The organism is Enterobacter cloacae complex sp. SYL003, from assembly GCF_049236925.1.
Classification (GTDB): Bacteria; Pseudomonadota; Gammaproteobacteria; order Enterobacterales; family Enterobacteriaceae; genus Enterobacter; species Enterobacter intestinihominis.
Genome location: NZ_JBMKJK010000035.1, coordinates 1 through 16,711 on the forward strand (window position 1 = coordinate 1; position 16,711 = coordinate 16,711).

19 protein-coding genes are annotated in these 16,711 nt (G+C 47.0%); 11 read left to right on the top strand and 8 right to left on the bottom strand.

Features of this window, described 5'->3' with window-relative positions; genetic code table 11:
- Window positions 1–134: 134 nt before the first annotated feature.
- Together ACOT1A_RS23865 and ACOT1A_RS23870 are read left to right on the top strand one after the other, a co-directional pair.
- Window positions 135–953, top strand: coding sequence for a DUF4942 domain-containing protein (locus ACOT1A_RS23865; RefSeq protein WP_000193207.1), 819 nt, complete (start codon window positions 135–137; stop codon window positions 951–953).
- A complete protein-coding gene (locus ACOT1A_RS23870) occupies window positions 950–2,155 on the top strand; it encodes a hypothetical protein (protein WP_001371952.1) in 1,206 nt (401 codons plus the stop codon). The genes ACOT1A_RS23865 and ACOT1A_RS23870 overlap by 4 nt, the downstream gene beginning before the upstream one ends.
- 63 nt (window positions 2,156–2,218) lie before the next feature.
- On the opposite strand, the gene ACOT1A_RS23875 is transcribed toward ACOT1A_RS23870, so the two are convergent.
- From ACOT1A_RS23875 to ACOT1A_RS23890, 4 genes are read right to left on the bottom strand one after another with little or no spacing between them, the layout of a single operon-like run.
- The gene (locus ACOT1A_RS23875; RefSeq protein WP_000121164.1) at window positions 2,219–2,422 is read right to left on the bottom strand and encodes a hypothetical protein; all 204 of its coding nucleotides are present in this window, start codon (window positions 2,420–2,422) and stop codon (window positions 2,219–2,221) included.
- A gap of 12 nt (window positions 2,423–2,434) precedes the next feature.
- Entirely contained in the window at window positions 2,435–3,754 is a 1,320-nt protein-coding gene (locus ACOT1A_RS23880) for a DUF1173 family protein (protein ID WP_000078513.1), read from the bottom strand.
- A 22-nt stretch (window positions 3,755–3,776) separates the two neighbouring features.
- The gene (locus tag ACOT1A_RS23885) at window positions 3,777–3,944 is read right to left on the bottom strand and encodes a hypothetical protein (RefSeq protein WP_000220758.1); all 168 of its coding nucleotides are present in this window, start codon (window positions 3,942–3,944) and stop codon (window positions 3,777–3,779) included.
- Window positions 3,945–4,004: 60 nt separating this feature from the next.
- Complete coding sequence (locus ACOT1A_RS23890; protein ID WP_000833380.1) at window positions 4,005–5,432, bottom strand: DNA cytosine methyltransferase; 1,428 nt, start codon at window positions 5,430–5,432, stop codon at window positions 4,005–4,007.
- A gap of 214 nt (window positions 5,433–5,646) precedes the next feature.
- On the opposite strand from ACOT1A_RS23890, the gene ACOT1A_RS23895 reads away from it, so the two are divergent.
- From ACOT1A_RS23895 to ACOT1A_RS23930, 8 genes are all read left to right on the top strand, one after another.
- Window positions 5,647–6,162: a thermonuclease family protein gene (locus ACOT1A_RS23895; protein ID WP_000464825.1), complete on the top strand. Its 516-nt coding sequence runs from the start codon at window positions 5,647–5,649 to the stop codon at window positions 6,160–6,162.
- Between the two features lie 2 nt (window positions 6,163–6,164).
- Window positions 6,165–7,061: a hypothetical protein gene (locus ACOT1A_RS23900; protein WP_000975181.1), complete on the top strand. Its 897-nt coding sequence runs from the start codon at window positions 6,165–6,167 to the stop codon at window positions 7,059–7,061.
- Window positions 7,062–7,108: 47 nt separating this feature from the next.
- Window positions 7,109–7,423: a hypothetical protein gene (locus ACOT1A_RS23905; protein WP_001005009.1), complete on the top strand. Its 315-nt coding sequence runs from the start codon at window positions 7,109–7,111 to the stop codon at window positions 7,421–7,423.
- A gap of 73 nt (window positions 7,424–7,496) precedes the next feature.
- Window positions 7,497–7,754, top strand: a complete 258-nt coding sequence (locus tag ACOT1A_RS23910) for a hypothetical protein (protein WP_000637193.1) — start codon at window positions 7,497–7,499, stop codon at window positions 7,752–7,754.
- A 986-nt stretch (window positions 7,755–8,740) separates the two neighbouring features.
- On the top strand, window positions 8,741–8,938 hold the full coding sequence (locus tag ACOT1A_RS23915; protein WP_001371914.1) for a hypothetical protein: 198 nt from the start codon (window positions 8,741–8,743) through the stop codon (window positions 8,936–8,938).
- 140 nt (window positions 8,939–9,078) lie between these two features.
- The gene (locus ACOT1A_RS23920; RefSeq protein WP_000864986.1) at window positions 9,079–9,354 is read left to right on the top strand and encodes a hypothetical protein; all 276 of its coding nucleotides are present in this window, start codon (window positions 9,079–9,081) and stop codon (window positions 9,352–9,354) included.
- A gap of 491 nt (window positions 9,355–9,845) precedes the next feature.
- Window positions 9,846–11,324 carry a SulP family inorganic anion transporter gene (locus tag ACOT1A_RS23925; RefSeq protein WP_000927306.1) on the top strand — a complete coding sequence of 493 codons (1,479 nt, stop codon included), beginning with the start codon at window positions 9,846–9,848 and terminating at the stop codon, window positions 11,322–11,324.
- A gap of 18 nt (window positions 11,325–11,342) precedes the next feature.
- Window positions 11,343–12,170, top strand: coding sequence for a universal stress protein (locus tag ACOT1A_RS23930; RefSeq protein ID WP_001066652.1), 828 nt, complete (start codon window positions 11,343–11,345; stop codon window positions 12,168–12,170).
- 59 nt (window positions 12,171–12,229) lie between these two features.
- Here the strand turns inward: ACOT1A_RS23930 and arsC are convergent, their stop codons facing one another.
- From arsC to ACOT1A_RS23945, 3 genes are read right to left on the bottom strand one after another with little or no spacing between them, the layout of a single operon-like run.
- Window positions 12,230–12,655, bottom strand: coding sequence for a glutaredoxin-dependent arsenate reductase (gene arsC, locus ACOT1A_RS23935; RefSeq protein ID WP_000065802.1), 426 nt, complete (start codon window positions 12,653–12,655; stop codon window positions 12,230–12,232).
- Window positions 12,656–12,667: 12 nt separating this feature from the next.
- A complete protein-coding gene (locus ACOT1A_RS23940; RefSeq protein ID WP_000922628.1) occupies window positions 12,668–13,957 on the bottom strand; it encodes an arsenic transporter in 1,290 nt (429 codons plus the stop codon).
- Between the two features lie 45 nt (window positions 13,958–14,002).
- Complete coding sequence (locus ACOT1A_RS23945; RefSeq protein ID WP_000941305.1) at window positions 14,003–14,323, bottom strand: transcriptional regulator; 321 nt, start codon at window positions 14,321–14,323, stop codon at window positions 14,003–14,005.
- A gap of 86 nt (window positions 14,324–14,409) precedes the next feature.
- Between ACOT1A_RS23945 and arsH the strand changes: the two genes are divergently transcribed.
- On the top strand, window positions 14,410–15,114 hold the full coding sequence (gene arsH / locus ACOT1A_RS23950; protein WP_000130816.1) for an arsenical resistance protein ArsH: 705 nt from the start codon (window positions 14,410–14,412) through the stop codon (window positions 15,112–15,114).
- Between the two features lie 32 nt (window positions 15,115–15,146).
- Here arsH and ACOT1A_RS23955 read toward each other — a convergent pair whose 3' ends face one another.
- Window positions 15,147–16,550 (bottom strand): ISNCY family transposase, encoded by a 1,404-nt coding sequence (locus tag ACOT1A_RS23955; RefSeq protein ID WP_000125668.1) that lies wholly within the window; start codon window positions 16,548–16,550, stop codon window positions 15,147–15,149.
- Between the last annotated feature and the right edge of the window lie 161 nt (window positions 16,551–16,711).

Below are 16,711 nucleotides of genomic sequence, written 5' to 3' on the forward strand. Positions count from 1 at the left end.
CTGTTAAGTAGGTCTATCTGAAGAAGTAGACAACTTTAAAGTCTTTTTCATGTTAAAGGAGACAACTTTAATGTCTGTGTACACCTACCTTTGCTCAAATCAAAATGTTCTGACATACCAAAATGGAGTGTAAAATGACTCAAAACCAGGGTTCTGAGCCAGTACCGGCGAGCCGGACAGGGCAGCTCATCAGCGCCCGGGATATGGCCATGCAGAAATTCGAAGAAGGGATGCGGTTAATCTCGGAAGCGTCGGAACTGTGCGGTCTCTCTCTCTTCACCAGCAGAATTATGCAGCCCAACGCATTTGGTCTTCCGTCGTCACTGGATCGCACCATCGAGGAGGGGCGTAAGGAAATTGACCGTAAAACGTGGAAAAGGCTCTTTGAAGAAATAGGTATGGACCGGTACTGGAACCATAAGCAAAAAGAAGCCTTTAACGAATCCCTACGTACGGATCCGCCCGTCGCTTCCCTGGAGATTGTTAAGGGAACATTACAGCATGCACTGGCTAACAGACGAGACACGCTTGCAGAAGGTTTCGTTGATGTTCTCAACAAGCTTGACCGAAGTTTTAAAAGCAATGCACGGCAATATACAATGCCGAAAAAGCTTGTTCTTCGGGGGATTTTTCCTGGTGTGAACGTACTGAGGTACAACGGTTTCTCGCAGGACAATCACTTTTGTTTACGCGACTTTGAGAATATTGTATGCATCTGTTCTGATACTCCAACACCTGCAACCGGCGGTGGGCTGAGTATGGTCGACAGGCTGACGGCCATGAGAAATACAGATTTCACAGGCGAGGTCTGCGATGAGAATGGCTGGCGGTGTCGCCTGTTTGAGAATGGAAACGTTCATATTTGTATCGACAGTATCTCGCTTCTGAATGCTCTGAACGATCTTATCAGCATATATTTTGCAAACCAGCTTCCGGCCGCAGGAAAAAAATGATGATCGAAAACGATAAAGAAAAAAGCCTGAACGATGCTACCTCGCCAGAGGTGCAGAATGACATCCGCAGCGAATCCACAGAAAAATCAAAGGAAATGGGTCGTTCAAGGTACTCATCTATTGCGATGATCGATTACTTCAATGCAATCGAACGTCTGTGCGAAGAGAAAAAAATTAACCCGGAAAATATCGATCTGAGCTTCAAAGTTCACTGGCTCAGAAACGCTGTTGGCGGCTCGTTTGCAAGGTCACAGGAGATGTTCGCTGAGTACCAGAAGTATGTTAAAGAGGTTCCTGAAGAGGCCCGTTACCTGGATATACCCGATGAGGTGAAGGTTGCACTCGGCGATATTATCTCGTACATCACCTGGCACTACCGTAGAAGCTATACCGCAATACAGAGTGATAGTGTTAAAAAAGCTGAAGCACGTAGCATGCAGCTGGAGGAGGAGGTAACGCAGCTTTTACAGCGGCTTGAGCAAAGCGCTACCGATATGGATGAGCTGAAACTTGAGAATCAGGCGCTACAGGGTCGATTAGAGATCCGGGACAGTACCGTCAAGGAGTTAGAAACAAGGCTGAATGTTGCCGAAGCAGAACTCGAAACCTGCCATCACCAGTTAGATAGCACACGGCATGAATTAAGCCTCGCACAGCAGTCAAATGACTCACTCTCCCAGCAACTGGCTGAACGTAAAACAGAGATCGCTGGTCACCTTGAATATCAAAAAAAGCTGAACGAAGAGATCAACACTCAGCGTTCTGATAATGCCGGTCTTTCCAGACAATGCGACCAGTTAAGTCAGACTGTGTCAGATACAAAGGCAGAGAGGGACAGGTTTGAACAGGAATTGATTGCTGCACAGAACCTCTGTGCTGAGCTGAAAAGTGCACTGTCCGGGAAGGAGGGTGACCTGGTGGCGGTGAATGCCGAGCTTACTGAACTCCATAAACTAAACGAGTCGCTGAGCGCCGACCTGAAAAAAGTAACTTTGGTCAGCCAGGGCTATGAAGCGGAAGTGGCTGAACAAAGCAGTGAATTAAAAACGCTCCAGTCCAAAGTAATGAAGCTGGAAGCTACCCTGGAGGCAGAGAAAACAATCTCAGAATCCCTGAAAGGCACCATTGATACATTGACTGGTGCAATGGCAGGGGGAGGTACTGGAAAGTCAAAACAGCCGCGTAGTAGAAAAACATCATGATAAATGAAGCCAGGTTGATAGACTTCTCTGCATCCCCTAGCACAGTAGACCTTCTGCGGACATTCAGCCCGTCCGCAGGAGTTTTCGTCCTTCAGTCAACAAATGCACTACCTTTTTTGAGTCTCCACTTTCCAGTGCAGAAAACACGTTACCGATTTTACCAACAGCTTGTATCTGAGTGATAACCCCAGTCTTGTAATCATCAAGGATCCCTGACAGGAAAGCGTTCAGTTTTGTCTGTTCGCTTAGTGAAAGCATGTATGACATTTTTTCTCCATTTTAAGCAGGTGTGCCAGTTGAAAGAGGTTTACGTGATTCTGGAAAATGAGGCAGCACCATAGTTTCAGATGCTGTGGTCGCATCCCAGTGCCACCATCCATAAGGCCCATATTCACGGTTGTAATAATCTTTTTTGAGTTGCTTTCGGGCCAGATAAGCAGGAGTGGCCATACCAAATACTTCCATCGGGAACGGCTTATCGCTTTTTGTGTCGAGCAGGTAGAAGTCAGGGAACACCTCACTAATACTCGCATCATAACGCATGGGCTTAACGTACTGCCGGTGCTCTGCATCCAGCTTTTCTGCAACAACCGCCTCATAGGAGGAGTCCAGAGGTATCCAGTTCTCGCTAACGTGCATCAGCACAATTTGATGAGCTCTTACAGAAGGGCCTCTGCCGGTTACCGCAGCTGGTGACGTCAACGCAAAGACAACTATTTTCGCCCCGGATTTCCATGCTGCGTACTCCGATGAAAATCGTTTCTTTACGCTATCCCAATGGCCTTCTGAATTGAAAAAAATCAGCGGTAGCCCCCCAAAATTCCGCAGGGGTAAAAATTTAAGTGGCTTCTCATGCTTTTCAGCATCGTAGCGAGGTAAAACTGACAGGAGCATGAGACGTTTATCACTCATCGCCTGTGATGAAAGACGCTGAATTTGCGACTGAGCGACAGGTTGTTTCGGGTCAGGTACACCAATGAATAAATGGTCACCTATGCAGGCTCTGCCGGTACGAATTTGTTTAGCGGTTTCAAGCAGACGATACCGTACCAGTGAATCGTTACGTTTCCCTGCCATTTTCGGGTACCAGACATTCAGACCAGACTCTGTCCACAAAAGACTAAGCAAGCCCAGGAGGGTCATTGAGGCCTGACCTCCTTCTGGTCGCTGAACATGGGGCAGGGGAGGCACTTCTGATTTTTCAGGAGGATCTTTCTCTGTCATACCGATACCGAGCCTTACAGCCATATCACCTTCGGTTGTAATCCGGACCACACCACTCGCATATCCTTTCAGGCCGGTATGCCGGGCATCAAGGGAGAAGAATACACAGGAAGGATCATGCTCAATGCCCGTGTTAGCGGCTTTGACGAGAATAAAGGCATCACCGTTCGGTAAAGCACGAACATAAAGTCGCTTTTCTCCTTTTCCACGACATCCGCAGGTGATGACTGATTTTTGACCTGAGGTGTGGTGTGCCTTTTTAAGAGCCGACTGCCACCCTTTAGCAAACTCATCCTGCGTTTGAAAGTCAGGTGAGTACCTTTTGACGTTTGGATCGTCGTCGTAAGCAATCATCACTGCGAATTTTTGGCTCATAGTAGTCTCCTAAACAGGAAGTTTAATATCCCAACCAAAGCAACACTTCCTGAGCGTCATACTGTTCCTTTACGCCCATGTCGCTAAAGAATTCTTCGAAATCTGTTTCGGGAACGCAATGCCTGGACAGTTCTTGTAATGCTCGTTCTTTAGATACCGTCTCACCTTCAGCTGATTCGAAATACGTCATGGTTGACCTCTGACATTATTACAACAATCTTAAGCATTTAAATTGATGAAGGAGCTCAGGTCAGCTGACTTCGTCGTAAAACTGCCGCAAGCGCTGGGAGGCTGCAAATTCAATTCGAGACTTCAGCAGTTTGGCGACGGCCGCAAAGACATCAACGACCACGGAGTTCCCAAACTGTCTGTAAGCCTGTGTATTGGACACAGGGATACGGAAAACACTTTCCCCGGGTTTATCGAAGCCCATTAGCCTGCTGCATTCACGTGGCGTTAGCATGCGTGGCCGACGGTCCATGTTGTATGTGTTATGGAAATCAGTTTCTCCCAGCTCATGAGACCAGCCCCGATCAATAAGAATTTCAGATCCGTCTTTCATATAGCGGCTTGAGAGGGTTCTGGTGACACTATTAACATTGGAAGGATCTACTAGTCCAAAACCAAAACCATTGCCTTTTGCCGCATGTTTCTTTGCATAGTTGTATAAGTACTCCCAGAGTTTAGGGGAGAGGATGTATTTACTATCTACGCTCGGATCCAGTAAATCTGAGAGAGAAGGGCGCTTGTCCGGATAAAAGTCTTTAATATCTCTCAGAGTAAAACCGTCTTTCAGACGTAGGTCGCGGCGAAAACCAATAAGGACGATACGTTCACGGTGCTGGGGTCGGAAATGACGGCCATCGATGACTTTAGGATCATCCGCGCCCGTGCTTTCGCTGTTTGCGACGTCGTAGCCAAGCTCATCGAGCGTTTTCATGATGATGTTAAAGGTATTACCCTTATCGTGACTCTTCAGATTTTTTACGTTTTCCAGAACAAAAATTGCAGGTTGTTTTGCCCGGATGATCCTGGCCACATCAAAGAAGAGCGTACCCTGAGTGTCGCACTCGAAACCGTGTTTGCGACCCATAGAGTTCTTTTTACTGACACCGGCGATGCTGAATGGCTGGCATGGAAATCCCGCAAGAAGAACATCATGATCCGGGATAGAGGCATCGATAAATTTGTATGCCTCGTCATCAGTAACCTCGGGCCGGTTGCTAAGAGTGATGTCACGGATGTCTGAATTGAAGCGGTGCTCGTTCTCATCGCAATACCAGTTCGCCCGGTAAGTACGGCTGGAATAAGTATTCCATTCGCTCGTGAAAAGACATTTACCACCGATGGCATCAAATCCGCTTCGCAGTCCACCTATCCCTGCAAACAGATCGATAAAGCTAAAGTGCCTGTCCTCATAATCAGCAGGTCGTGAAGGTATTAAAGTCTGTAGATAGCGTCCATCTGCGATACTCAGATCACAATGCTCAGGTATGCATGTAACCTGACGTTTAAGGGATGCACGGGACCAATTACTGCCATTTTCATCATTTAATACCTGAGCCAGATATTTCAGGTCATAAATAGTCGAAGCTGTTAACAAAGTTTTGTGGATCAGAGATGGTGTTTTATCCACATCATTCAGGTCTGTCTCAAGATCATGAGTGTAACGTTTCATCCAAACTCTCTCAGGAATAATATCTTTGAGATAGATTAACACGCTTAATTTGGATTATTTTTTGGTTCAGGTTCTAAATTTATTGTGATTATTCTGCCTTTAAGTTGCAAAAAGATTGGTTTTAAGCCCGCCCATGAAATAATGACTTGTTAAAATACTGCCTGTAAATAGGCTTGTGGATACATGTCTGTACTCAACAAATTCAGGTGAAATGATGTTTTTTTTTACAAAGTTACTTTTGCCCATCATGATTGTTGTATTCCCAGTGGCGTCCTGGGGGAACTCAACAACTTTTGAGGCAAAGGTGGTTAAGATTGTTGACGGTGACACCATAACTGCGTTGGATGCTCAAAACACAACCATCAAAATACGGATGTATGGTATAGACGCTCCTGAATCTAAACAGGCTTTTGGCCAAAAAGCAAAACAGGCCTTAACCACAGCTATAGCAACTAAAATCGTTACCGTGATAGACCATGGTACGGATATCTATGGCCGTATGTTAGGTACCATCTGGTTAGATGGATATGATATCAATGCCTCTATGGTGGACAGTGGATATGCGTGGGTTTATCGGTTCGAAGATAACGCCATTGTCCCTGGCTATATCAAATATGAATCCGCAGCACAAAAGGAGGCAAAAGGGTTATGGGCAGACACCAACCCTGTCCCACCATGGCAGTGGAGACAGGCAAACGAAAAGCCCAGAAAGGTGAAAGGGAAGAAATAACCATGATGAAAGAGCCTCATCCGTTACTTCAGTTGGTACTAAACGATTCCGGTCGTCTAACCATGCCTGTTTATTATAGAGATCAACAGTATTGCCCGACTTGCCTTACAAAGGTGTTGAAGAGTGAGGATGGAAGTTTGGCGCACCTCGGGGAAATAAATCAAAATACATGTAGACCTTCTATTTCAGTAGTTGTGACAAAAGCAATTATTGAAATGTTATGTGACGGGGAAAAAATATTTGTAAATCCAATACGATACCGAGGCCGGGTGCTGGCACCCTCAGTAATTTTTTCTCCCGACACTCACACTTTCAAACCGTTTATAAATACAGACTATCAGCCTGTGGGAGCAAACTGGAAAAGTGAAAAGGGATATAAACTCGGTCTGTTTTATCTCAAAGATCGAGCCAACTCTATCAATAAAGAGGAATTTGATTTCATTGCCGTTATAGACCCTAAGGCAATGCAGAAAGAATTTATTTCGGCCTGGTCTGAGGTTGATGAAAAAAATCCATTGGAAACGCTGAAGCAGATCTTACGATCTAAAAACAACTCTTCTTTATGGGTAAAATGGCCTGGCAAAATTGAGCATGCGCAAAAAGGAAATTGCAACGAAAATTACTGGTTCGATTATCAATCTGATAATCAGGAAGTGAACTGTACGGTCTCTGTTGTAGGTATCGAAGGTAACAGTTCCGGTGAGACAATTTATAGATTGCAAACTTTGCTAAAGCGTAAGCTCAATGAATATCAACTGGTTCGGTCTTTAGGGACTATTATGCTTCTTGATAATACCGGGAATATGATTCCATCAAACCATCCTTATTTTGAAGTCATCTCAAAAGCATGTATAAATGGAGTGCGTGACTTTGTTCGTCAAAACCCGTGGGTAGTCTGACGGTCAACTATAAAGCATAATATAATTAGTAATAACAAGGAACAGACATGAATGAAAACTCAGTAATCTTAATAAGTTTATTTTGGTTTTTTTTTGGATCGAGTGTTGTAGCTGGTTTTATGGATGCATCATTATATTGCTGGATTTTTGCAGCCATAAGCGCATTGTTTCTTCTTTCGGTGATACAAACACCAAAGGAGTTAACGGTATCTATTCTTCTTGCGGTACTTATGGCAAGCTCCGCAGGTGTTTTCATTCTGGCTTATAAAGTCAAAACGAATGTCGTTTCACCAATCTATCTCTTAAAAAAGCCTACTGCATACATGGCTGAAATAGATAACCGAAGGATTCATGGTTACTAAATATTTTGCAATTGCATCATTTGACGGTCCGGGTTTATTTACCCACAGCATCGACTAATTCAAGAGGTTACATATGATAGTTTCAGAAGCAATTTTTTATTCTTCTATTATTTCCTGGGTTCTTTATTGGTGGTTTATTGGAAATATTACTAAAAAGGTAGGGATGCTTGTTGTTCCACTCACGCTTACCTTCGGATGTTACATTTATGCAATTCATTTGGATGATTCCGAACAGCAAACCAATTTACGTTGGGAGCAGATCGGTTTTATTACCTTTATAATTGTGATAATGTGGGCAGGAAAGTTTGTGATGAAAAGACTATCTGAATGATGATCTAATCCACACTTTTCGATATCTTAGAAAAGTAACTTTGTGAGCAAACAGTCATATGACATGCAAAACGCTGATCTCAAAGACAGATGATGGATACACATTTAGCATTTCACCTTACGAAGACGGGTACCGCTTATCAGTCTCGCCTGAAAATCGTCACAATGGTACCCAAAGCTTTGACGGCTGGTTCCCACGTTTTTTTTCCGAACCACAGTATGCCAAATCATCTTTAACTAAGTTTCTCGGTGAGTCCTTAGTATGGGAAGAAGATTCAAGTAATGCTCTATGAGATTACTTATTATAAATTTTTCTATTAATCTCCATGGAGTGATATATGAATTTGGCCTATTTTTTATTTTTGTCTATAACTGTTATGCTTACGAGCTTTATTATTAAATCACTTGTCGTATTGGTAAAGTTCAAATTACTTCGTGATGAACGTCTCGAATATACCAGCAATAAAAATATTGATGAGATGTACGATTTAATGAATGCGAAGGAAGAAATCCTCATAAGGCATCATAAGCAGATGTTGGCATTGCATCTTTCACTATTAATATTCGTTCTATTTATTGCTTACATTTACTAAAAATAATTTTATTCAACATTTCAACAAAGGGTTTTCAATGGAAAGCTTCGAAACTGAACAAATGATTCAATATGCTTTCTACATAAATATCGTAATAACGACTGGTTTGGCATGGTTTTGCTTGCGGTCAGGATTGCATTACAATTTTTTCAGAAAAGCAGAGAGTGCCAGAACAAAAGGGCTGAGTAGTACCTCTACTGAACACGGTCCAGCAATTGTGAGAATAAAGAAGCTACAAGCATTAGTAGATTTTATTAGTAACTGTGCTTTTCTAATCCTTTCAATTGGCACAGCTTATATTTTGTATTTTTGGATCCACAGTTAACTCATACAAGGTAACTTCGGCAAATAACAACTTCTAATGCAGGACTTTAATAACTATAACGGATGCTACATGAAAAACGACAGTTTAATTACGCGGTATAAAATACTTAAAGGCGAACGCGATGAGTCTATCTTCACCATAATAATCGCGCTAGTAGTAAAGCTGGGGCTGGTAGCCCTGGCATTCTATCTGTTGCTTGGTTCCACGATTGATTGGTCAAGCTGGAAAACCTATGCCGCCATGTTGATCTTTGGAGCATTTCTCTAAAAGGATGACCACGGCAATACCAGGTCAGACAACAAGGTCGTTAGCATGATCGTTGGAAGCAACGGAAGCACCTTGAAAAAGGTCGGCAGCACTATAAAATCCATCAGCAATGCACACAAATAAACTACTGGTATCTTAAAATGAAAGTGAAAGAGTTGATCGCCATGCTGAACGAAAGAGACCCTGAGGCAATTGTTCTGATTTCCGGCTATGAAACGATCGGCGGCACGGAAGTCGCAGAAGCTGATTTGCTCATTGATATGCAGTCAATATGCTTAGAACAGGCTGATAATCTCACAGGAAACCGTAAAGTTGTTTCTTCCGGTGGTGAAGATTCAGTTTGGTTAGGCTGGAAAGATGATTACCGTACAAAGGTGTTTTTAGAAGATGCCCAAATTCCTGATCAAGATGAATGACGGTCAGCGTTGGCTTCAAAGGCAATCTATCAGTACGTGAAACGTAAATGTTAAAAAATAACCACATATGAATCAATAACTTATGTCAAAGCTAAGTAGAGATGTCCGGGGTGGGGCAAAGTTCAAATGTCCTTTGATAATATTGAATTCCTGGATAAAAATCGCATCTTAACCTCTTCGTTTGAGTACCTTGTTGGGTTGACCCCGTATTCGCTTTATTTGTAGTATTGGGCTGCTTTGAAGTGTTTCATGTTCAAACGCGACGTGTTCTGTAAGTTCTTCCTGACAACAGAGCCGACAATATATACACATCCGCTATGGAGAATCTGACAACCGCTATGCGTATTACGCCACCCTGAGTTTTTCCTTCCTCTGTCGTACTGAGCAAGCCTCAGCACGCACTCAATAACATCCCGTCTGCGGATGTGCTTTACCGTACGTAAAAATGTAGCCCTCCAGGGCTGACTGTATCTAAAAACTGAGAAATTACTATGTTGCTGTCCTCGACGCGTAAGGACTGGCTGGGTAACGTCCGTGGTGACGTTCTGGCCGGTATTGTTGTCGCGCTCGCACTCATTCCAGAAGCGATCGCCTTTTCCATTATCGCCGGTGTTGATCCCCAGGTGGGCCTCTACTCGGCGTTCTGTATTCCTCTCGTTATGGCCTTCTTTGGCGGACGTCCGGCGATGATTTCGTCCTCCACCGGTGCAATGGCTCTCCTGATGGTGACGCTGGTGAAAGATCATGGCTTACAGTATTTACTGGCTGCCTCCATACTGACCGGGGTATTCCAGCTGATAGCCGGATATCTGAAGCTTGGCGGGCTGATGCGTTTTGTTTCACGCTCAGTGGTCACGGGGTTTGTTAATGCACTGGCAATACTGATTTTTATGGCCCAGTTGCCTGAGCTGACCAATGTGACATGGCATGTTTATGCCATGACTGCGGCAGGGCTGGGGATCATCTATCTCTTCCCTTATATCAACAAAACCATTCCTTCACCGCTTGTGTGCATCGTGGTGCTGACTGGGATTGCCATGTGGCTGCATCTGGATGTGCGAACCGTCGGGGATATGGGGAAACTTCCCGACAGTCTGCCGGTCTTCCTGCTCCCGGACGTGCCTTTAAATCTTCAGACGCTGCTCATCATCCTGCCATATTCTGCGGGGCTTGCGGTGGTTGGCCTGCTTGAGTCGATGATGACCGCCACTATCGTGGATGACATGACCGACACGCCAAGCGACAAAAACAGGGAGTGCAAAGCTCAGGGCATCGCGAACATCTGCACATCCTTTATCGGAGGAATGGCAGGCTGCGCGATGATTGGGCAATCTGTTATCAACGTAAAATCCGGTGGACGCGGACGACTTTCAACCCTCACGGCGGGCGTGGTGCTGCTTTGCCTGATTGTGTTCCTGCGCAACTGGGTCTCCCAAATTCCGATGGCAGCGCTGGTCGCGGTGATGATTATGGTTTCCATCGGGACATTCTCCTGGCGCTCCATTGCCAACCTGCGGACACACCCCCTTTCAACCAGCGTGGTCATGCTTGCCACCGTCGCGGTTGTGGTGGCAACACATAATCTGGCCTTCGGTGTGCTGACCGGTGTACTGATTGCTTCGCTCAATTTTGCCACTAAAGTATCCCGGTTCATGCGTGTAACCTCAGTTCTGGAGGGGACGAGCCGGACGTATACCGTCACCGGCCAGGTATTCTTTGCATCAGCAGACCGCTTTACGAGCCACTTTGATTTCCGTGAAGCGATTGAGAATGTGGTGATAGACGTTTCACATGCCCATTTCTGGGACATCACGTCCGTCAGCGCCCTGGATAAGGTGGTCATTAAGTTCCGTAGAGAGGGCGCCGGGGTTGAAATACGTGGGATGAATGAAGCCACCCGCACCATCGTTGACCGGTTTGGTGTTCACGATAAACCTGAAGAAGTCGAAAAACTGATGGGCGGTCATTAACAGACTGGAGGGAAAACTATGAATAATACTGTTACAGCCTGTGTGGACGGTTCACTTTCAACGCGGTCAGTGTGTGAATATGCGGCGTGGGCAGCCCGCACTTTGCAATCACAGCTAGCACTGTTGCACGTTATCGAAAAAGACAGCACCCCGGTAGTGTCAGACCTGACCGGCACTCTCGGCATAGACAGTCAGCAATTGCTGACCGATGAGCTGGTAGAAATTGAAGGGCAACGTAATCGCCTGCTGATGGCCCAGGGGAAAGCAATACTGGAAAGTTGTGCTGAACTGCTTCAAAAACAGGGAAGCCCGGATGTGCTTTTGATGCAAAAACACGGTACACCGGATGAAGTTCTGGCAGAGCTGAGCGACCTTCGTCTCATGGTGCTGGGGCGTCGGGGTAGCCAGCATCCGGTAGGCTCTCATCTGGAAAGCGTTATTCGTCTGCAAAAGAAACCCCTACTGGTTGTTCCGGAGAACTACTCAGTGCCTTCCAGAGTCATGCTGGCTTATGATGGCAGTGAAGAAAGCAGGAGTAACCTGGAACGTCTGACGATGAGTCCCTTACTCAGGGGGCTGGAGTGCCACCTTGTCATGGTAAACGGTAAGAAGGAAGAGCTGCTGACCGCACAGCAAATTTTACGTGACGCGGATATAGAAAACAGCACAACACATCTTACCGGGCAATCAGTCGGGGACGCGCTTATTCGTTACGCCGAGGAAAATGCTGTCGATCTGATAGTGATGGGGGCCTACGGTCATTCCAGGTTGCGGCAGTTCTTTATCGGTAGTCATACCTCCGAAATGCTGCAAAAGACGCAACAACCGCTTCTTATCCTCCGTTAGCACTGATTATCTTAAATAAAAAAGGGCGAGTTCTCTCGCCCTTCGTCACAAGAACACGTTTAGTTCAGCCGGTTACCTTTTTCATCAACTACCTTCTCACCGTCCTCTTTCGTGAACGCGCTTTTCTGCGCATCGGGAAGAATATCCAGCACGACTTCAGAAGGGCGGCATAGCCGGGTACCCAGCGGCGTTACCACGATAGGGCGATTGATCAGAACAGGGTGCTGCAACATAAAATCGATTAACTGCTCGTCAGTAAAGCGGTCTTCCGCCAGCCCTAACGCTTCAAAAGGTTCGACATTCTTACGCAGCAGCGCTCGTACCGTGATCCCCATATCCGCAATGAGTTTTACCAGCTCAGCTCGTGATGGTGGGGTTTCAAGATAATGAATAACGGTCGGCTCTGTACCGCTGTTGCGGATCATTTCAAGGGTATTGCGTGACGTGCCGCAGGCCGGGTTGTGATAAATGGTAATGTTGCTCATATCAGTATCTCATTACAAAGTGAAAGACAGACGAAGCGCCAGTGCTGCAAGCGTGACAAACAGCACGGGGATTGTCATGACAATGCCCACCCGGAAGTAATATCCCCAGGTAATTTTGATATTTTTCTGCGACAGAACGTGCAGCCACAGTAACGTTGCCAGACTGCCGATAGGGGTAATTTTTGGCCCCAGGTCGCTGCCGATGACGTTGGCGTAAATCATCGCTTCTTTGATAACACCGGTCGCTGTGCTGCCATCAATCGACAGCGCCCCGACCAGCACGGTCGGCATATTGTTCATCACTGATGACAGGAAGGCCGTCAGGAAGCCCGTACCCAGCGTTGCCGCCCACAATCCCTGCTCTGCCAGCTGATTCAGCAAGGAAGAGAGATAGTGGGTCAGACCGGCATTTCGTAAGCCGTAGACCACCAGGTACATCCCCAGCGAGAAGATAACGATTTGCCAGGGCGCACCACGCAGCACCTTACCGGTGTTAATGGCATGCCCTTTTTTCGCAACAGCAAACAGAAGCAATGCACCAGCGGCTGCGACCAAACTGACCGGTACGCCCAGCGGCTCCAGTCCGAAGAATCCCACCAGAAGCAACACCAGAACCAGCCAGCCGGTTTTAAAGGTATTCACATCACGTATAGCGTCTTTCGGTTCTTTCAACAGAGAAACGTCGTAAACGGCGGGAATGTCCTTACGGAAAAACAGATGCAGCATCACCAGCGTAGCCGCAATCGCGGCCAGGTTAACCGGGACCATCACGGCGGCATATTCTGAGAAACCAAGCTTAAAGAAATCCGCCGAGACGATATTCACCAGGTTTGAGACAATCAGTGGCAGGCTTGCCGTGTCAGCGATAAACCCTGCGGCCATGATAAACGCTAAGGTTGCTCCCCGGCTGAATCCCAGCGCCAGCAGCATCGCGATAACGATAGGTGTCAGGATCAGTGCCGCACCGTCGTTGGCAAACAGTGCCGCAACCATCGCACCAAGCAGGACGATCCAGGTGAAGAGCAGCCGCCCCCGGCCATTCCCCCAACGGGCAACGTGCAGCGCGGCCCATTCAAAGAAGCCGGATTCGTCGAGCAGAAGACTGATGATGATCACGGCGATAAAGGTGGCGGTCGCATTCCACACTATCTGCCAGACCACCGGAATATCCCCCAGATGAACGACGCCAGTCAGCAATGCCAGAATTGCGCCCAGTGAGGCACTCCAGCCAATCCCCAGCCCTCTGGGTTGCCAGATAACCAGGACGAGCGTGAATAAAAAGATAGCACCAGCCAGTAACATCAGAAACTCCATTCACATTTGTTTATTCGGATATATATATCGCCATCAGCAGGAGACAGATGCCACGCTACTGAGCTTGTTGCGTATGTTTTCTCGTTCACAGTTCCAGGCTGTATCAATAATACCCGCAGCCCATGCTGGCATGTGTGGCGACAGTCGGTAATGCACCCATTTTCCTTCGCGACGGTCGATGACCAGCTCGGCTTCACGTAAAAGGGCCATATGGCGAGAAATTTTTGGCTGAGACTCTGCGGTTGCCGCACAGATGTCACAGACGCACATTTCACCGGACTCCCTGAGAAGCATCACGATAGTTGAACGGGTCTCGTCGGCGAGCAGTTTAAAAAGCTGAACAGGCTGTAGCATGCTTAACCTCGTAAAAAAATAACAATACATATGGTATTTCATATGTGATAACTTTTAAAGCATAGCTTATGAAATGGAGATTTTTTATGACCGACTTACCAGCAATCGAACCGGCTTATTTTGATGATGCGCTTGCCAGCAAACTTACGGGCAACAACGAAACCATGCCGCGAATTCTCATCCTGTACGGTTCAGTACGAGAGCGGTCCTACAGTCGTTTTGCAGCGGAAGAGGCCGGGCGGTTGCTGGCAAAGATGGGGGCTGAGGTGAAAATATTTAACCCATCCGGTCTGCCGTTACCCGATGATGCGCCCGAAAGTCACCCCAAAGTGCTTGAACTCCGCGAGCTGGTCAGGTGGTGTGACGGAATGGTCTGGAGTTCTCCGGAAAGACATGGCGCCATGAGCTCGGTGATGAAGGCCCAGATTGACTGGATACCCCTGAGTGAAGGTGCTGTTCGTCCTTCCCAGGGTAAAACGCTGGCCGTCATGCAGGTTTGTGGTGGTTCACAGTCGTTTAACACGGTCAATCAGATGCGGATACTTGGCCGCTGGATGCGGATGTTCACCATCCCCAATCAGTCGTCAGTGCCAAAGGCATGGCAGGAATTTGATGATGAAGGGCGCATGAAACCCTCACCCTGGTATGACAGGATTGTCGACGTTACCGAAGAGTTGTTCAAAATGACGTTACTCCTGAAAGGGCACACAGCCTACCTGTCCGACCGCTACAGCGAAAGGAAAGAGAGTCATCAGGAGCTCGCGGCACGGGTCAATCAGGCCAAAATCTGACAGCCAGGCATGCCCGGATGGATTACCGGGCTTTAAATCGGTTTCTTCCCAAATATCTCTTCAGAGCGTGACTGAAGTTTCACCAGGGCATTGAACATATCGTCCTGATCCAGGGAACGCTGGGATTTCTTCGTCGTGGGAGCTTTACGCCTGCGAGAAGGGCCGTCTCCGGATGGTACGGATTGCGACCGGTTATTATCCCGCTCGGCCTGGACCAGCTGCGCCATTTCCAGGGCCCGCCCCAGACGTTTGTTATCCACAATGGCCCCCTGATCGATTTCAGAAAGCTTGTCATAGGTGGAGTAGGGAAGTGATACGCCATTAAGCCGGAGCTCTTTATGTCCATCCGGGTAATGCCAGACATCGATGTATTTACCAATCGCCCGACGACTGAATTCGCTGTCTTCAATCAGATAAAGGACTTTGTCGTATTGCACTGTGAGTGATTTCGACACTTTACGAGCTTCACGCCAGTTAAATACCATATCAAGATCGTCATCGACATCCAGTTCCCGATGAACATCAAACGCCTGGCGAGGCGCTTTTGCGAAACGACGGTTGTAATCGTTCATGAACTCTTCGGCAAATGCGTTCGCAGCTTCCATGGAACTGATGCCCTGAAGCCTGAGCTCCTTGACCAGTCGGTCCTGAAGCGTCAGGTGCGCCCGTTCAACGCGGCCTTTGGCAGCACTGGTTTCTGCACAAATGGTCTGAATGTTCAGTTCATGCATCGCACGGCCAAACTGGGTATCGCCGTCGCCGCCGGTTGCATTTTTATTGTTGATCCTGAATACGCTGGCTTTGTCGCTGTACAGCGCAAGCGGTTTGCCATGTTTTTCAATATAGCCCCGGGTCGCTTCAAAATAGGTGAAAGTAGACTCAGATTTCACGAAAAGAAGCTGCATTAAACGACTGGTTGCGTCATCAACGTAAACCAGTGCCGTACACTTAGGTCCCCGATTTTCAAACCAGTGGTGGTCGCAGCCGTCGATTTGTATGAGTTCACCGGCACAGGCACGGCGGTAACGAGGTTGCTGAATTTTTGGCGCACGTTGCTTACGTGGGACCCACAGACTGGCCTGAGTCATCAGCTTACGGACGGTTTCTTTGGAAAGATGAACACCGTGCACCTCAGACAGTTTTTCACAGGCCAGCGTCGGACCGAAATCGTTATAGCGTTCGCGAATAATGTTCAGCGCGTATGCGGCCAGTCCCTGAGGCAACTGGTTGTTACTGGATTTACCACGACGGCGGCTGGTCATGCCAATCGGACCATCTTCACGATAACGCGCAAGCAGACGACGGCACTGACGGTCGGAGATACCAAGCCGCTGAGCTGCCATTTGTGTTGTCAGACGCCGGTCGATGACATCCTGAATGATTTTGAGTCGGTTAACTTCATCCAATGTGAAAAACTCCGCTGCGAGAGCCGTCATGGTAATCCTTACTTGATTATACACGCCGGACATCTTAACTTAGCCATTATCGGACATTACAACTTTGCTACTACAACTTATGTCAAGGCTCAATTGAAATGTCCGTTATCCAGCTCAATTAAAATGACCACTTTGATCTCTCATTCTCTTTACTGATAGAC

What these genes read in the sequence shown, in the direction of transcription:
- ACOT1A_RS23945 (WP_000941305.1), bottom strand. Translation starts at nt 14,323, where the DNA reads ATGCTACAGCCTGTTCAGCTTTTTAAACTGCTCGCCGACGAGACCCGT.
- ACOT1A_RS23895 (WP_000464825.1), top strand. Translation starts at nt 5,647, where the DNA reads ATGTTTTTTTTTACAAAGTTACTTTTGCCCATCATGATTGTTGTATTC.
- arsH (WP_000130816.1), top strand. Translation starts at nt 14,410, where the DNA reads ATGACCGACTTACCAGCAATCGAACCGGCTTATTTTGATGATGCGCTT.
- ACOT1A_RS23920 (WP_000864986.1), top strand. Translation starts at nt 9,079, where the DNA reads ATGAAAGTGAAAGAGTTGATCGCCATGCTGAACGAAAGAGACCCTGAG.
- ACOT1A_RS23925 (WP_000927306.1), top strand. Translation starts at nt 9,846, where the DNA reads ATGTTGCTGTCCTCGACGCGTAAGGACTGGCTGGGTAACGTCCGTGGT.
- ACOT1A_RS23885 (WP_000220758.1), bottom strand. Translation starts at nt 3,944, where the DNA reads ATGACGTATTTCGAATCAGCTGAAGGTGAGACGGTATCTAAAGAACGA.
- ACOT1A_RS23875 (WP_000121164.1), bottom strand. Translation starts at nt 2,422, where the DNA reads ATGTCATACATGCTTTCACTAAGCGAACAGACAAAACTGAACGCTTTC.
- ACOT1A_RS23890 (WP_000833380.1), bottom strand. Translation starts at nt 5,432, where the DNA reads ATGAAACGTTACACTCATGATCTTGAGACAGACCTGAATGATGTGGAT.
- ACOT1A_RS23865 (WP_000193207.1), top strand. Translation starts at nt 135, where the DNA reads ATGACTCAAAACCAGGGTTCTGAGCCAGTACCGGCGAGCCGGACAGGG.
- ACOT1A_RS23910 (WP_000637193.1), top strand. Translation starts at nt 7,497, where the DNA reads ATGATAGTTTCAGAAGCAATTTTTTATTCTTCTATTATTTCCTGGGTT.
- ACOT1A_RS23880 (WP_000078513.1), bottom strand. Translation starts at nt 3,754, where the DNA reads ATGAGCCAAAAATTCGCAGTGATGATTGCTTACGACGACGATCCAAAC.
- ACOT1A_RS23870 (WP_001371952.1), top strand. Translation starts at nt 950, where the DNA reads ATGATGATCGAAAACGATAAAGAAAAAAGCCTGAACGATGCTACCTCG.
- arsC (WP_000065802.1), bottom strand. Translation starts at nt 12,655, where the DNA reads ATGAGCAACATTACCATTTATCACAACCCGGCCTGCGGCACGTCACGC.
- ACOT1A_RS23905 (WP_001005009.1), top strand. Translation starts at nt 7,109, where the DNA reads ATGAATGAAAACTCAGTAATCTTAATAAGTTTATTTTGGTTTTTTTTT.
- ACOT1A_RS23900 (WP_000975181.1), top strand. Translation starts at nt 6,165, where the DNA reads ATGATGAAAGAGCCTCATCCGTTACTTCAGTTGGTACTAAACGATTCC.
- ACOT1A_RS23930 (WP_001066652.1), top strand. Translation starts at nt 11,343, where the DNA reads ATGAATAATACTGTTACAGCCTGTGTGGACGGTTCACTTTCAACGCGG.
- ACOT1A_RS23955 (WP_000125668.1), bottom strand. Translation starts at nt 16,550, where the DNA reads ATGACGGCTCTCGCAGCGGAGTTTTTCACATTGGATGAAGTTAACCGA.
- ACOT1A_RS23940 (WP_000922628.1), bottom strand. Translation starts at nt 13,957, where the DNA reads ATGTTACTGGCTGGTGCTATCTTTTTATTCACGCTCGTCCTGGTTATC.
- ACOT1A_RS23915 (WP_001371914.1), top strand. Translation starts at nt 8,741, where the DNA reads ATGAAAAACGACAGTTTAATTACGCGGTATAAAATACTTAAAGGCGAA.